Annotated in this window: 15 protein-coding genes; 5 read left to right on the plus strand and 10 right to left on the minus strand. The window is 65.9% G+C overall.

Going from position 1 to position 13,924, the window contains the following annotated elements; genetic code table 11:
- Positions 1-86 precede the first annotated feature (86 nt).
- The 4 genes from E5P2_RS06690 to E5P2_RS06705 are packed head-to-tail and all read left to right on the plus strand — an operon-like array spanning position 87 to position 3,537.
- Entirely contained in the window at positions 87-1,187 is a 1,101-nt protein-coding gene (locus E5P2_RS06690) for an ABC transporter ATP-binding protein (RefSeq protein ID WP_162570363.1), read from the plus strand.
- Between the two features lie 59 nt (positions 1,188-1,246).
- Positions 1,247-2,098: an ABC transporter permease gene (locus E5P2_RS06695; protein WP_232080602.1), complete on the plus strand. Its 852-nt coding sequence runs from the start codon at positions 1,247-1,249 to the stop codon at positions 2,096-2,098.
- A gap of 1 nt (position 2,099) precedes the next feature.
- Complete coding sequence (locus E5P2_RS06700; RefSeq protein ID WP_162566363.1) at positions 2,100-2,921, plus strand: ABC transporter permease; 822 nt, start codon at positions 2,100-2,102, stop codon at positions 2,919-2,921.
- 22 nt (positions 2,922-2,943) lie between these two features.
- Positions 2,944-3,537, plus strand: a complete 594-nt coding sequence (locus E5P2_RS06705; protein WP_162566364.1) for a CoxG family protein — start codon at positions 2,944-2,946, stop codon at positions 3,535-3,537.
- A 90-nt stretch (positions 3,538-3,627) separates the two neighbouring features.
- Here the strand turns inward: E5P2_RS06705 and E5P2_RS06710 are convergent, their stop codons facing one another.
- Positions 3,628-4,194, minus strand: coding sequence for a hypothetical protein (locus E5P2_RS06710; RefSeq protein WP_162566365.1), 567 nt, complete (start codon positions 4,192-4,194; stop codon positions 3,628-3,630).
- A gap of 212 nt (positions 4,195-4,406) precedes the next feature.
- On the opposite strand from E5P2_RS06710, the gene E5P2_RS06715 reads away from it, so the two are divergent.
- Entirely contained in the window at positions 4,407-4,973 is a 567-nt protein-coding gene (locus tag E5P2_RS06715) for a TetR/AcrR family transcriptional regulator (RefSeq protein WP_162566366.1), read from the plus strand.
- Positions 4,974-5,237: 264 nt separating this feature from the next.
- On the opposite strand, the gene E5P2_RS06720 is transcribed toward E5P2_RS06715, so the two are convergent.
- The 9 genes from E5P2_RS06720 to E5P2_RS06760 all read right to left on the minus strand — a co-directional run bounded on the left by E5P2_RS06720 (position 5,238) and on the right by E5P2_RS06760 (position 13,890).
- Positions 5,238-6,161 carry an SMP-30/gluconolactonase/LRE family protein gene (locus tag E5P2_RS06720; RefSeq protein ID WP_162566367.1) on the minus strand — a complete coding sequence of 308 codons (924 nt, stop codon included), beginning with the start codon at positions 6,159-6,161 and terminating at the stop codon, positions 5,238-5,240.
- Between the two features lie 21 nt (positions 6,162-6,182).
- Positions 6,183-7,484: a TRAP transporter large permease gene (locus tag E5P2_RS06725; RefSeq protein WP_232080603.1), complete on the minus strand. Its 1,302-nt coding sequence runs from the start codon at positions 7,482-7,484 to the stop codon at positions 6,183-6,185.
- Positions 7,481-8,035 (minus strand): TRAP transporter small permease, encoded by a 555-nt coding sequence (locus E5P2_RS06730; protein WP_162566368.1) that lies wholly within the window; start codon positions 8,033-8,035, stop codon positions 7,481-7,483. Before E5P2_RS06730 ends, E5P2_RS06725 begins: the two co-directional genes overlap by 4 nt.
- A gap of 2 nt (positions 8,036-8,037) precedes the next feature.
- Positions 8,038-9,042 (minus strand): TRAP transporter substrate-binding protein DctP, encoded by a 1,005-nt coding sequence (gene dctP, locus E5P2_RS06735; protein WP_197908457.1) that lies wholly within the window; start codon positions 9,040-9,042, stop codon positions 8,038-8,040.
- 67 nt (positions 9,043-9,109) lie between these two features.
- Positions 9,110-9,817, minus strand: a complete 708-nt coding sequence (locus E5P2_RS06740) for a 4-carboxy-4-hydroxy-2-oxoadipate aldolase/oxaloacetate decarboxylase (RefSeq protein ID WP_162566369.1) — start codon at positions 9,815-9,817, stop codon at positions 9,110-9,112.
- 13 nt (positions 9,818-9,830) lie between these two features.
- Complete coding sequence (locus E5P2_RS06745; protein WP_162566370.1) at positions 9,831-10,724, minus strand: TauD/TfdA dioxygenase family protein; 894 nt, start codon at positions 10,722-10,724, stop codon at positions 9,831-9,833.
- 59 nt (positions 10,725-10,783) lie between these two features.
- On the minus strand, positions 10,784-11,758 hold the full coding sequence (locus E5P2_RS06750; RefSeq protein ID WP_162566371.1) for a Bug family tripartite tricarboxylate transporter substrate binding protein: 975 nt from the start codon (positions 11,756-11,758) through the stop codon (positions 10,784-10,786).
- Positions 11,755-12,948 carry an alpha-hydroxy acid oxidase gene (locus E5P2_RS06755; RefSeq protein WP_162566372.1) on the minus strand — a complete coding sequence of 398 codons (1,194 nt, stop codon included), beginning with the start codon at positions 12,946-12,948 and terminating at the stop codon, positions 11,755-11,757. The genes E5P2_RS06750 and E5P2_RS06755 overlap by 4 nt, the downstream gene beginning before the upstream one ends.
- Before the next feature lie 111 nt (positions 12,949-13,059).
- Entirely contained in the window at positions 13,060-13,890 is an 831-nt protein-coding gene (locus tag E5P2_RS06760) for an IclR family transcriptional regulator (RefSeq protein WP_232080604.1), read from the minus strand.
- Between the last annotated feature and the right edge of the window lie 34 nt (positions 13,891-13,924).

Raw genomic sequence — 13,924 nt, forward strand, 5'->3', positions numbered from 1 at the left:
ACGCCCGCCACTGCATCCCCAAGTCCATTTGAGAGAGCACGATGACGCCCGAACTCCTCGCCATGCCTGGCATCACTTCCGCGCAGATGCCGCGGCAATCCTCGACGGCAGTCCCCCACACTGCATCCGTCGGCATCTCGATCGCCAACGTCAGCAAGCGCTATGGTTCCTTCAATGCGCTGGACGACGTTTCGCTGAACGTGGCCTCGGGTGAATTCCTGACGCTTCTCGGGCCGTCGGGATCCGGCAAGACGACCTTGCTGAACATCCTCGCCGGATTCGCCACGCTCGACTCGGGCAGTGTCCGGTTCGGGGATGTCGACGTGTCGACACTGCCGCCGCACAAGCGCGGCATCGGGGTGGTCTTCCAGCACTACGCCCTGTTCCCCCACATGAATGTCCACGACAACGTGGCCTTTCCGCTCGGCATCCGCAATGTGCCGGAAAGGGAGCGCAACGATCGCGTGAGGTGGGCACTGAGCCTCGTTCAGCTGGAAGGTCTCGGCAGCCGCAGGATCAGCGAACTCTCCGGCGGGCAGAAGCAACGCGTGGCCCTCGCGCGCGCGATCGTCTTCGAGCCGAGCATCGTCCTGATGGACGAGCCGCTCTCCGCACTGGACAAGCAATTGCGCGAACGAATGCAGCTCGAGCTGCGCAAGCTGCATGAGAAGCTCCGCTCCACGACCGTGTACGTCACGCACGACCAGCGGGAAGCGCTCACCATGAGCGATCGAATCGCGGTCATGAACAAGGGCCGGATCGTGCAATTGGACGCGCCGCCGACCATCTACGACCATCCCGTCAATTCCTTCGTTGCCGATTTCATCGGCGAATCGACGCTGATGGACGTCGAAAGGATCCATGAAGGCTGTGTCCGCCTGGCCAACATCGATCTCAAACCGGCCCGCCCGGTCCCCGACGCCCGGCGGCATTTCCTTGCACTGCGCTCCGAGAAGCTTGTCTTCGACGATGAGGTCGACGGCGACGTGAACATCCTTCCGGGCACTTTCGAAGACGCCGTGTTCCAGGGAGAAAGCATGCTGTGGATCGTGCGCCTGCCCAATGGGCAACGCATGTCGATGCGCCGGCTGGCGAATTCGAACGGCCATCGCGTGCTTCCCGAGGTCGGCGCGACCGTGCGCCTCGCCATCAAAGTCGGCAACACGGTTGTCGTGCAAGACGAATAGAGAGGCCAAAGGTGACTCACTCCAGAGACATGGCTATCCACGGTGAGCCCGGCGCAGGTTTGTCCTCACGCCGTGGCCGACGCGAGGAGGCGTGGCAATGGGCCATCTCCGCGCCCGCCATCCTCTTCATCGTGTTCCTGCTCGTCCTGCCCCTGATCTGGCTGCTCTGGCTGTCGTTTCGACAGGGCGATGATTTCACCTTGGCGCACTATGCGCGAATCGCGTTCGACCCCGCCTACGCAGAGAGCATGTGGCTGACCCTGAGGCTCGCGCTGGCCGTGACCTTCCTGTGCGTGATCGTCGGCTACCCGCTCTGCTACATGCTGGCGAACACCAAGCCATGGATCTCGAATCTCTGCCTGATCCTGGTGATCGTCCCCTTCTGGACCAGCCTGCTGGTGCGCACCTACGCATGGCTCGTTCTTCTTCAGCGAAGCGGGATCGTCAACAACCTCCTGCTGAAAGCAGAGCTGGTCGAACAGCCCCTGTACCTGATGCACAACGCGACCGGCACGCTGATCGGCATGTTCCACATCATGCTGCCCTTTTTCGTGCTGCCGCTCTATGCATCGCTCAAGCGGATCGACGCTGACCTGCTGAAGGCCGCGGCCAGCGTCGGCGCCTCGCCATGGACGAGTTTCTGGCGCGTGTACTTTCCGCTTTCTTCCTCCGGCCTGGTGGCGGGTGCATTGCTCGTCTTCGTCGTGAGCCTGGGCTTCTACATCACCCCGGCACTGCTCGGCGGGGGGAAGACGATCACCATCTCGATCCTGCTGGAAAGAAATGTGAACCTGTTCATGGAGTGGGGTTCGGCGAGTTCGGTCGCCACGGTGTTCCTGTTGATCATGGGCTTGCTCTTCTGGGTCGCGAATCGCTTCGTTTCCCTGGAGCGGATGTTCGAGGGCGGTTGACATGAGCAACGCATCCCGTCCGGGTCCTTGGAAGATCACCCACCGCGTCTGGCTCTATCTCGCTGCGGCTGTCGCGCTCGTGTTCCTGATTGCGCCGATCTTCATCGTGATACCGATGTCCTTCTCGGCATCGAGATACCTCGACTTTCCGCCGCAGGCCTGGTCCCTGCGCTGGTACGCGGCCTATTTCTCTTCCCTCGAATGGACAGAGGCGACCAAGGTGAGCCTGCAGGTCGCGGTCCTCACGTGCCTGTTGGCGACACCGATCGGGGTGGCCGCCGCCTACGCGATCCACATGAGCGAATCGCCCGCCATCAAGCGGCTGCACTCGGTCCTGCTTCTTCCCTTGATGGTGCCCAACATCATCGTCGCGATCGGCATCTACTTCGTCTACGCACGGCTGAGCCTGGTGGGCACGATCACGGGGCTCGTGCTGGCGCACGTCATGCTCGCGATCCCCTTCGTCGTCATCACGGCGCTCGCCGGACTGCGCCAGTCCGACATGTCGCTCGAGCGCGCCGCTCGCAGCCTGGGATGCAACAGGTTTCAGGCCTTCATGAAGGCCACCCTTCCCAATATCAAGCCCAGTGTGATCTCGGGTGCGCTCTTCGCCTTCATCACGTCGCTGGACGAAGTGCTGATCGCGATCTTCGTCTCGTCCGGCGACAACACGACGCTGACCAAGATCATGTTCACCACGTTGAGAGACGAGATCGATCCGCGCATCGCGGCAGTGAGCACGCTCCTGATCGTCGCGAGTCTTGCGATCGCGCTGACGGCCACGCTCGTGCAGTCGCGCAAGAACACGCGTCCCCAAGTTTGACATCTGAAACCCGGAGGAAGAATTGGAAATCACTGGCGAATACCGTATCGGGGCAGCTCGTGCCCGCGTCTGGGCGGCACTGAACGATCCCGAGATCCTCAGGCAATGCATTCCGGGTTGCAGGTCGCTCGAACAGGAATCTCCCGAATCGCTCCGCGCGACGGTCCAGGCCCAGTTGGGGCCGATCAAGGCGAACCTGCAGGGAACCGTCTTGATGTCGGACCTCGATCCGCCGGCAGGCTACAAGCTGTCGTGGCAAGGGAGCGGAGGCGCGGCCGGATTCGCAAGAGGAAGTGCGGAAGTCTTCCTGAGTGACGCCGGCCATGAAACCATCCTGCGGTACAAGGCGCTTTGCACGGTCGGGGGAAAGCTCGCCCAGATCGGTTCGCGGCTGATCGACACCACGGCGAAGAAGCTGTCCGACGAGTTCTTCGGCCAGTTCGCGAGCTTGCTGGAGGGCGATGCGGGCGCCGGAGAGCCGACGCCGGCCATCGCTGTCGTGGCGGCCGGGCAGGAGACCCTGAACCCTTACTGGGTCACACTCGCGGCAATCGGAGCAGGTGCAGCGGCGGTGGCCTATGCGGGCTACCGTTTCCTGACACCCCTGATCCACTGAAGCATTGAAATCGGCTGTGGATGCTCCATCCAGAGACTTGCCGAAGCGACAAGTCGTCCGGATGGAACCCAAGCGGCGCTGCATCCGTTCCTACTTGCGCGCCAGCGGAATCTGCAGATTGGTAGGACGGTTCTGCTCGCTGTCGAAACCGCGACCGTCCACGTTGCGGGCGCCCCAGAACAGCAGGCCGTGCGACACGTACACCAGGTCGTACTCCATGAAGTTCTTGCCCGCCGCGAGGCCGAAGGGTGCGAAGCTCTTGCCGAAGACGCTCTGCGTCTGGCCGACTTCCCACTTGGCGTAGCCCTGGGCGGCGATCTGGTTGAGCACGTCGGCAAAGCCCTGCAGCAACGGCGTGACCTCGTAGGCCTCGTCGGCCACGAAGTCCACCTTCTGCGCGCCCGCAGCGATGGGGTGCTCGCCTTGCCAGTGCATGTGGCCCTTGATCAGGATCTTCGCCAGCGGTACCTTGCCGTAGGGGTCGGCCGAGTTGGCGATGACCAGCTCGAAGCGATCGTCCGGCAGCGCCTTGAACTCGCGCTTCAGGTAGAAGGGCTTGAGCGCGCCTTCGGGGGTCTTCTGGGCGCTGGGGCGGATTTCCGGGGCGATGCTGATCCAGTCGCCGGCGATGGCCTGCCTGCTTTGCTCAACGGTCATGGGTGAAGCTCCTTGGGTGGATGAAGGTGAAGCGGAAGGCATGACGCCGCAGCCGGCCAGGGCCAGTGGCAGCATCATGGACAGAAGGGCGTGGCGGCGCAATGGCATGGCGATGCTCCTCGGGAGCGTGACTATGATGATTGGCATAGTAGCAGCAACTATGATGATTGTCATAGTTTTTTGAAATCGATTCGAGCAAAGGAGAAGTGGGCATGGCGGGTGAGGTTCGTGATCGCATGGTCGAGGGGGCGATGGCGCTGCTGGCGCAGCGCGGGTTGCAGGCGACGTCGTTTTCCGAGGTGCTGTCGGCCACGGGAGCGCCGCGCGGATCGCTGTATCACCACTTTCCGGGCGGCAAGGACCAGCTCGTGGCCGCCGCCGTCGACGGCGCGGGCGCCGTGTTGATCGACGCGATGGAGCCGGTGGCCGGCGCACCGGCCGAGGCGGTGGTCGAGCGCTTTCTCGCGATCTGGCGTACCGTGCTCACGCGCTCGCAGTGCGGGGCGGGATGTGCCGTGCTGGCCGTGACGGTGGCCACCGACTCGGCCGAACTGCTTTCACACGCCACCGCGGTGTTTCGCGCCTGGCGCGAGCGGCTGAGCGACCTGCTCTGCCAGGGGGGTCTGCCGGCCGCGCAGGCGCGGCGCTTCGCGACCGTGCTGATCGCCTCGGTCGAAGGGGCGGTGGTGCTCAGTCGGGCCGACCAGAGCCTGGAGGCCTTCGAGGCCGTAGCGCAGCAACTGATGGCCCAGGTGCGTCGACCACCCGGCGCCAGCTGAGGCGCCGTCCGAGCAGAGGCCGGCCTGCGGCTGCTGGAATGATCGGGGTCGCCAGGGTAGGGTGCCGGCGGATGTTCCGCGCGGCCGATTGCGCCGTCGGCCTACGGCATCGGCCCCCCTGCTGCGGGTGCATGATGGTGGAGGCCTTTTATGTCCAAGGAGCTTCCATATCCCGCCTTTGCCTGCCCTTGGCCGCTGGCCGCACGGCGTTGCCCACGCCCTTCGCCGACGCGCCGGGTGTCGGAGCCGATGACGTGCGTGCGTCTATGAAGCGCTGCGATGCGAATACATCGGCTGGCCCGCCTCGGGCAGCGTGGCCGTCAGGATCGTGCCGGAGCGCGACTCCACGATATGCAGGCGTTTGCGGTCGGGTCCGCCATAGGCGCAGTTGGTCGTGTAGAGGCCTTCGGGCGAGTCGATCCTGTAGAGCGGCTCACCCCTCGGGCTGAAGATCCAGGTCGCGCCGAAGCCGACGTGGCACACCGCCAACCCGCCCGTGCGGTCCAGTGCAATGCCGTCGGGGCCGCCGCCGCCCGACATCTGGATGTAGACGCCCACCTTGGTGGCCGTGCCGTCGCTCATCATCGGCACGCGCCAGATCGCGTTGTCGCGCGTCACCGCGAGCAGGACCGCGGTCTCGTCCAGGTTGAGCACCAATCCGTTCGGGCTGGGGATGCCGGTCAGCACGCAATCGAGCTGGCCCGAGGTGCGCAGCCTGAACAGCCGGCCGCTGGGATCCTGCAAACCCGTCTGCCCCTGGTCCGTGAAGTACAGGTCGCCGTTCGATGCGAAGAACAGGTCGTTGCAGCCCTTGAAGCATTCCAGCCGCGCCCGCTCCAGGTAGGGCTCGACCTTGCCGCTCACGGGGTCCATCACCATGATGCCGCGCCGGTAGTCCGCGATGAAGGCGCGTCCGTCCGGATGGAACTTGAGGCCGTTCGGTTCGCCGTCGTATTGCGCGACGAGCGTGAAGCTGCCCTGGGGATCGATCCTGAAGATCCGGCCCCAGGGGATGTCGACCACCCACAGATTGCCGTCGCGGTCGAACGACGGTCCCTCCAGGAACACCGGCGCCGGTGCGCCATGCAGCTGCGCATGGGCCCACGCGGACTGGCGGTCGCGGACCATGAATTCCTCCGGCATGCGGGCGAAGACCTCGGCCTGGATTCGAACGGGCGGTGCAAACATCGTGGAGACCTTTGGAGACGATCAGCGGGAAATGCTGCCGGGCAGCCAGAGCGCGATCTCCGGCCAGACGACGAGCATCGCCAGCAGCACGAACATGAGCAGGTGGAACGGCACCGTGCCGAGCACCACGTCGGTCAGGCTGCCGCGCGAGATGCTCTGGATGACGAAGAGGTTGATGCCGATCGGCGGCGTGATCTGGCCCATCTCGATGAACACCACGACGACGATGCCGAACCAGATCGGATCGATGCCGTAGCTGGCGAGCAGCGGATAGAGCAGCGGCACCGTGATGACGATCATCCCGAGGCTCTCGACGAACGCGCCGAGCGCGGTGAAGAGTGCGAGCAGCGCAAGGAAGAACTCGAGCTTGTTGAGATGCAGGCCGACGATGAACCCGGTGATCTGCTCGCCCACGCCGGCAAAGCTCATGGCATAGGAGAACACGAAGGCGGCGTAGGTGATGAACAGGATGTTCGCGACGACCAGCGACGATCGCTTCAGGCAATCGACGAACTCCTGCCACGACAGATGGCCCCAGATGCGCGAGATCACGAGGCTGAAGAGACAGCCGGCGCCCGCTGCTTCCGTCGGCGTGCCGATGCCGCTGTAGATCGTTCCCATGATGGCGGCGATGAGAACGACGAAGGGCACGACGTCGACCAATGCCCTCAGGATCACGCCCGCCGGCAGGGTGCCGGTTTCGCGCGGCGCGATCCCGGGCCGTGCGAGTGCGGCGAACGCGATGTAGACCATGAACAGCAGCGTCAGGATGATGCCCGGCACGACGCCGGCCATGAACAGCTTCGCGACCGAGGTCTCGGTGAAGGTGCCGTAGACGATCATCGCGATGCTCGGCGGCACGAGGATGCCGAGCGTCCCGCCGGCCGCGAGGCTGCCGGTCGCGAAGCGCCGGTCGTAGTTGCGCGCATCGAGCTGCGGCAGCGCGACCTTGCCGATCGCCGCGGCGGTCGCGATGCTCGATCCGCTGACCGCGGCGAACATCGCGCAGCCCACGATGTTGGTCTGCAGCAGCCCGCCCGGGACCTTGCGCACCAGCTTCGACAGTCCGCCGTAGACGCGCAGGCCGATGCCGCTGCCCTGCAGGAACTCGGCCATCAGCACGAACAGCGGGATGGCCGTCAGCGTGTAGCTGTCCATGCTGCCCCAGCTCACCAGGCCGAGTCCGTGCAGCGCGCCGGTGCCGCCCTGCACGTAGAGATAGGCGATGCCGGGCAGCAGGATCGCGAACGGCACGGTCATGCCCGCCGCGAGCAGTCCCAGGAACAGCATGAAGATCAGGACGATCTGGTAGTCCGGGTTCACGCGCCGTCTCCACGCAGGATGGCGCGCAGCCGCCGCCAGTCGCCGACCAGGGTCCGCAGCAGCGTGATCGTCAGGGCCAGCATGCCGATCGGCATTGCCAGGCGCGGAATCCACAGCGGCGTCATCAGGGTGGTCGCGGCCACGTCCCCCGAGGCCCACGTGATCCAGACGAAGCGCACGAACTCGACGAACAGCACGGCCGCGACGATGAGCGTCGCGACATCGAAGACCAGCCGCAGGCCCGCGCGACCGGCGGGCGACAGGCGCGTGTCGAGCAGGTGCACGCGATGGAAGGCGTGGTCGACCTGGCCCGACGCGAGCCCGAGGAAGGTGATGGCCAGCAGCGCGTAGCCGCCGAGCTCGTTGGTGACCTGCAGCGACCAGCCGAAGGCGGAGCGCGCGATCATCTCGATCCCCATCATCACGACCAGGATGACCACGGCCACCTGGGTGGCCCAGCGCGTCACGCGCTCCAGCAGACTTTCGGCGGGGCTGAACGCGTCGGCGTCGATCGGGGCGATGGCGGCGAGGTCTGCTGCAACGGGCTCCATCTTCAGCGCCCGATCACGGGAAGGATCTTCTGCATGGCTTCCTGCGCATTGGCGGGGCGGCTGCCGGCCCAGCTCTTCCAGTACGGCGCCATCTTGGCTTCGGCGGTCGCGATGTCCGCCTTGCTCGGCTCGGTGACGACCATGCCCTCGCTGGCCAGCTTGCGGGTCATCTCGTCTTCCTCGGCGGCCATGGCGTTCGTCATGCGGCGGGTGTGGTCATCGACGATGGCCTGCACCGTCTTGCGGGTGTCCGGTGGCAGCTTGTCCCAGACGCCCTTGTTGACCAGGATCAGCGAATCGATGAAGCTGATGTTGAGGCGATAGCTGTACTTGAGCAGGTCGCGCCACACATAGCCGTAGCCGGAGCTGGCGGTGATGGCGCCGTCGATCACGCCACGATCGAGCGCCGCCGCCACTTCCGCCGTGCCGAGCGTGACGGGAATGCCGCCGAGCATCTTGATGAAGTCCGCCTGTTCCGGCGCGATCACGCGGATCTTCTGGCCGCTGATGTCCGCGAGCGAGGTCAGCTTCTTGCGCGACCAGAGCACGTTGTACGGGAAGATGTAGCGCCCCAGGATCACCACGTCCTTCTTCGCGTAGTCGTCGCGCAGGTAGGGCGCCTCGATGTCCCAGGCTTTCTCGAATTCGCTCATCGAGCGGATCAGGAGCGGCAGGCGGACCACGGCACCGACCGGTGCGCTGCCGACGAAGAAGGCATCGTCGCCCAGCTGCACCACGTTGTCCGCCACGGCCTGCGTGATGTTGGTCGCGGTGATGGGCAGCGTGCCGCCGAGGTTCAGCCGGACCGACAGCTGGCCGCCGGTCTGCTTCTTGATGTCCTCGAACATCGCGTTCAGACCCTTCACGGCGGTGACGGTCGCGACCGCGTTGTAGGTGTAGGCGCGCCAGAAGTCGGCTGCCTGCGCCATGCCGAAGGCCGTGCATCCCAGGATCGCCGCGGTCAGCAGTGCGGCCAGCTTCATGGGGGCTCTGATCGGAAGTCTCATTCTTTTGTCTCCTGCGCTTGTGGACGGAATCGACGGCACGGAAGGTTCGGCGTGCCGCCCGGGGCATTCAACGGTCGTCGAAGGCCGCGTCGATTTCTTCGACCTTCATCGCGGCATAGCTCGCGGCCGCGCCGCTGAGATCCCAGACGGCTTCGCCGCGCTCGACGGCCTTGGCCAGCGCGTCTTCCTTGCGCATGCGTGCGAGGGCCGCCTGCACGGTGGCGGCGGCCTCCTGCTTCGGCACGCAGATCACGCCATCGCCGTCGGCCACGATCAGGTCGCCCGGGTTCACGAGCACGCCGTCGCAGACGACGGGCGTGTTGACGAAGCCGTGGCCGCTCTTGTCGGGATGGATCGAATGGATGTGGGTGGCCCAGACCGCGCAGCCGAGCGACTCCACCGTGTCGGTGTCGCGCACGCAGCCCTGCACGACCACGCCGGCGAGCCCTTTTCGCATCGCGTAGCGCGCCGCCATGTCGCCCCATTGCGCACCCGAAGTCTCGGCATCGCAGACCACCACGAGCACGTCGCCGGGCTGCGCGAGGTAGAGCGCGCGATGCATCATGAGGTTGTCGCCCGGCGCGCAGAAGGCCGTGACCGCGGGGCCGGCGATCTTCGCGCCTTTCTGGATCGGCCGCATGCGGCTGGACATCAGCCCGCCGCGGCCGTGGGACGCCGCGGCCTCGTGGAGATCCGATACCGTGGCCTCGCGCGCCTCGGCGCACAGGGCCGCGTCGACGCGGTTGACGCGCAGGAATACCTTGGAACTGTTCATGATCCGTCCGCCTTCAATGCGGCACGCAGTGCGCGTCCGCCGACAGCCGGAAGGTGGTGCGCTTCATCAGGCGCGGCTGGTCGAGCTGCATCTCGTCGCGGCGGTGCATCGTGCAGCCGTTGTCCCACATCATCAGGTCGCCGTTGTGCACCTTGTGTCGATAGACCAGCTCCGGGCTGCCGCCCGCCTCGAACAGGATCGGCAGCACGCGCGCGTTGTCCGCTTCGCTCAGGCCCTCGATCGCGACCAGCGTGGTCGGGTCGGCGTAGAGCGCCTTCCTGCCGGTGACCGGGTGGGTCAGCACGACCGGGTGGAAGGCATCGGGCAGCTTGGCCATTTCCCTGGCCTGCGGGCTGTCCTTGTCCTTGAGTTCGAGCGTGTTCATGATGGCCATGCGCTTTGCATAGCGGTAGGTGCCGGTGCGTCCGTCCACCAGCTTCTTCACGTCGGCCGGCAGGCGGTCCCAGGCGCCGTACTGGTTGGCCCAGTAGATGTCGCCGCCGCCCTTGGGCACTTCGACGCCGTACAGCATCGCGCCCGTGGCCGGCCGCACCTTGAAGGTCTGGTCGGAGTGCCAGTCCACGTCGTCGCCGCCGGCGAAGCCGCCGACGAAGCGGCCGTCCGCGTAGCGCAGGGTGCTGAAGTAGATGATCTCGTCGCGGTACGGCGACTGGATGTCCTTGCGGTTCGCGCTCTCGCAGCGGCCGAACATCTCCGTGAAGCGCACCTGCTCTTCCTCCTCGAGCGACTGGCGCCGGAAGATGATGAGGGGCGAGGTCTGCCAGAGTTGCCGGATCTGCTCGATCGCCTCGGGATCGGCCAGCAGTTCGTCGATGCGGTCCTCGATCTCGATGGCGAAATCGGAATGCAGCTGGCGGTATTTCAATGAGTGGGCAATGGCGGACATGGAAGAGCTCCTGGATGCTGGATGGGTGGCGGATTTCGGATGGGGCAGGCAGGGCCGTGTCAATCGGCCTTCATGTGGGCGCTGCGGATGATGTCCGCGTCGGTGCGGCGTTCGGAGCGCAGCCATGCCACCAGCTGTTCGTGGTCCATGGCGGGCGCAGGCTCGAAGCCGAGGTCGTGCAGTGCCTTGGTCGTTTCGGGCAGCGCGAGGATCTTGCGCATCTCGGCGGCGAGCCGATCGCGGATCTCGACCGGCGTGCCGCGCGGCGCCATCAGTGCATTCCAGGCGACGACATTGAAGCCATCGAGTCCCTGCTCGGCCACGGACTTGATCTCGGGCAGTGCGGTCATCGGCTTGGCCGAGGTCACGGCGAGCGGCTTGATCTTGCCGAACTGGGACTGCGAAGCGGCCACGGTGTCGATCAGCACCGGCACCTGGTTGCCCAGCAGCGCGGTCATCGCCTCGCCCGAGCCCTTGTACTTGATGGCGAAGAGCGGCACGTTCTGCCGCTTGATCATCTCCAGCACGAGTTGCGCGGTGACGCTGGGCAGCGCGACGTCGATCTTGTCGGGCCGGCTCCTGGCCAGCTGGATCAACTCGGGCAGGGATTTGATGTTCAGCGACGGATTCACCGAGATGACCATCGGAATGAAAGCCGTCGCGATGATCGGCTCGAAGTCCTTCTCCGCATCGAAGCCGGTGTTGTCGTACAGCGCGGGGTTCAGGGCGTGCGTGCCCGAGGCGCCCATAATCAGCGTGTAGCCGTCGGGCGTGGCGCGTGCGGCGTAGGCCGTTCCCATGTTGCCGAAGGCGCCGGGCCGGTTCTCGACCACCACACCCTCGTTCAGCGCGGCAGACAGCTTGGAGGCGAAGTAGCGCGTGGCGATGTCGGTGCTCTGCCCGGGCGGATAGGCAACCACGATCCTGATCGGGTGATTGGGATAGCCCTGTGCGAAGGCACTGCCCGCGATCGCGATCGCGAGCGCCATCGGCACGGCCGCGATCCGGCGGACGAATCTGGCAAGAGAAATCATGTTTGTCTCCTTGGTGTTGGAATGAGCGGCTCCGTGTCGGCCGCCGTGCGCAGGTAGCGTTCGTCCAGCGCGTCGAAAGCGCTGCATCCGATCTGCGCCATGACCACGTCGATCTCGTGGCGCACGATCTGCAGCGCGCGTGCGATGCCGCGCGCGCCGCCGGCCGCGGCGCCGAACAAGGTGGGCCGCCCGAAGAACGCGAATCGCGCACCCAGGCAGCGCGCGATGACGATGTCGGAACCACGCCGCACGCCGCTGTCCACCATCAGCACCACCCGGTCGCCGACGGCCGCGCGGATCGCGGGCAGCATCTCGATGGGCGTGGGCGCGGTATCGAGCTGGCGGCCCCCATGGTTGGAGACCATGAGCGCATCGACGCCGATGGCCGCGGCCTCGCGCGCATCGTCGGGATGCAGCAGTCCCTTGACCACGAGCGGTCCGCTCCAGGCCGCGCGGATGCGTTCCAGCGTCTGCCACTTGATCATCGGGGCCGGCGTGAGCGTGCCGTAGAGATCGGCCACCTCGGCCGCCGAAGCGCCCGCGCGGCCGTACGGCGCCCAGTTGCTCATCATGGGAATGCCGCCCGTGCGCAGGTAGCGCAGCACCCAGGCCGGATGGCCGAGCGCCTCGAGCACCACGGAAGGCGTCATGCGGAACGGACGCGAGAAGCCGTTGCGGCGATTGCGCTCCCGGTTCGAGTTGACCGGGACATCGACCGAGACCACCAGCGTGCGCACGCCGGCATCGCGTGCGCGCTTCACCAGGTCGGTGTTGATGTGTTCTTCGCGCGTGCCGTAGATCTGGAACCAGACGTGTTCGGGCGCGAGCTTCGCGACCTTCTCGAGCGCCGCGTTGCTCGCGCTCGACAGCAGGAAGGGGATGTCGGCGGCCTTGGCCGCCTCGGCAAGAAGCTCATCCGCGCCGGGGTGGAAGAGCCCGGCCAGGCCGGTGGGCGAGATGCCGAACGGGCTGGCATAGCGGCGGCCCAGGAGTTCGGTCGACTGGTCGCGTCGGGACACGTCGACCAGGTAGCGCGGGACCAGCTGAAAGCGCCGGAACGCCGCGCGGTTGCGCCGCATGCAGTCCTCGTCGTCCACGCCGCCGTCGATGAAGTCGAAGGCGATCCGGGGCAGCTTGCGCCGTGCCATCAGGCGCAGGTCCTCGAGGTTGATCGCTGTGTTCACGTTCATCGTTTCTCGTTCCGGAGTTGTCTCTCCATTCGAGAATATCGACCCCTCTTTTCGCTGCCCATAGGGCCCGGAAGCGGAGTTTCACAATTTGAACTTCCAGGCGAATGCGCACTAAGGGAATACGGCCGGGGCCGCCGGCATCATCGAGCCGAGGAACTGGTGCGCATCGCTCTGCACCGCGGCCGCGACTTCGGACAGCGCCTGCCTGATCTCCGGCAGGCGCGCTTCGCCGAACTGTTCCGGCAGCCCGGTCAGGACGACGGCGGCGATGGCGCGTCCATCGCCGCCGCACACCGGAACGGCGAACGCATGAACCCCGGGCACGACGTCGCCGAGATTGACGCCGAAGCCATGGCGCTGCGAACGCTCGCGCATCTTCCGGAGTGCGACAAGGCGGCCGTCGCCGCGCTTGGCGATTTCCTGCTGCGTGTTGTCCGCGAGGATGTTCTCGGCTTCGAGCATGGGCAGCGTCTGCAGGATCGCCACGCCGCCGACCGAGGTGAAGAGCGGCCGCCGGGTGCCGACGTGCACCATCAGGCCGCGCAGCTCGAGGGTGCCCTTGCGCACTGCGCACACGTACTCGTTGCCGCTGCGAAGGATCAGCCAGGCAATGGCCTCGGTCTGGACGGCGTACTTCGCCAGGCGGCGTTCGCAGGCCTGGCGGAAGGTGGCATAGCCGGGAAGCGACAGGCCGAGCTCATAGAGCATCGGCCCGGGAAAGTAGTGCTTGTCTGCGGAACGCTGCTGCACGAAGCGTTCGCGCACGAGGCACGAAAGGATGCGATGAACCGTTCCCTTGTCCACTTCGCAGCGGGTTGCGAGGTCCGACAGCCGCCAGCCGAATTCGCCGCGCGCGGCCAGCTCGCGCAGGATGCGCAGTGCGCGCTCGATGCTCTGCGTTCCGTTGTGTTCGGGGGCTGGTGCGTTGTGCGAGGTTTGCACGTGAACGAGTTCCTTCAGGGACGCTCGGTCATCT

The organism is Variovorax sp. SRS16 (assembly GCF_901827165.1).
GTDB lineage: Bacteria > Pseudomonadota > Gammaproteobacteria > Burkholderiales > Burkholderiaceae_C > Variovorax.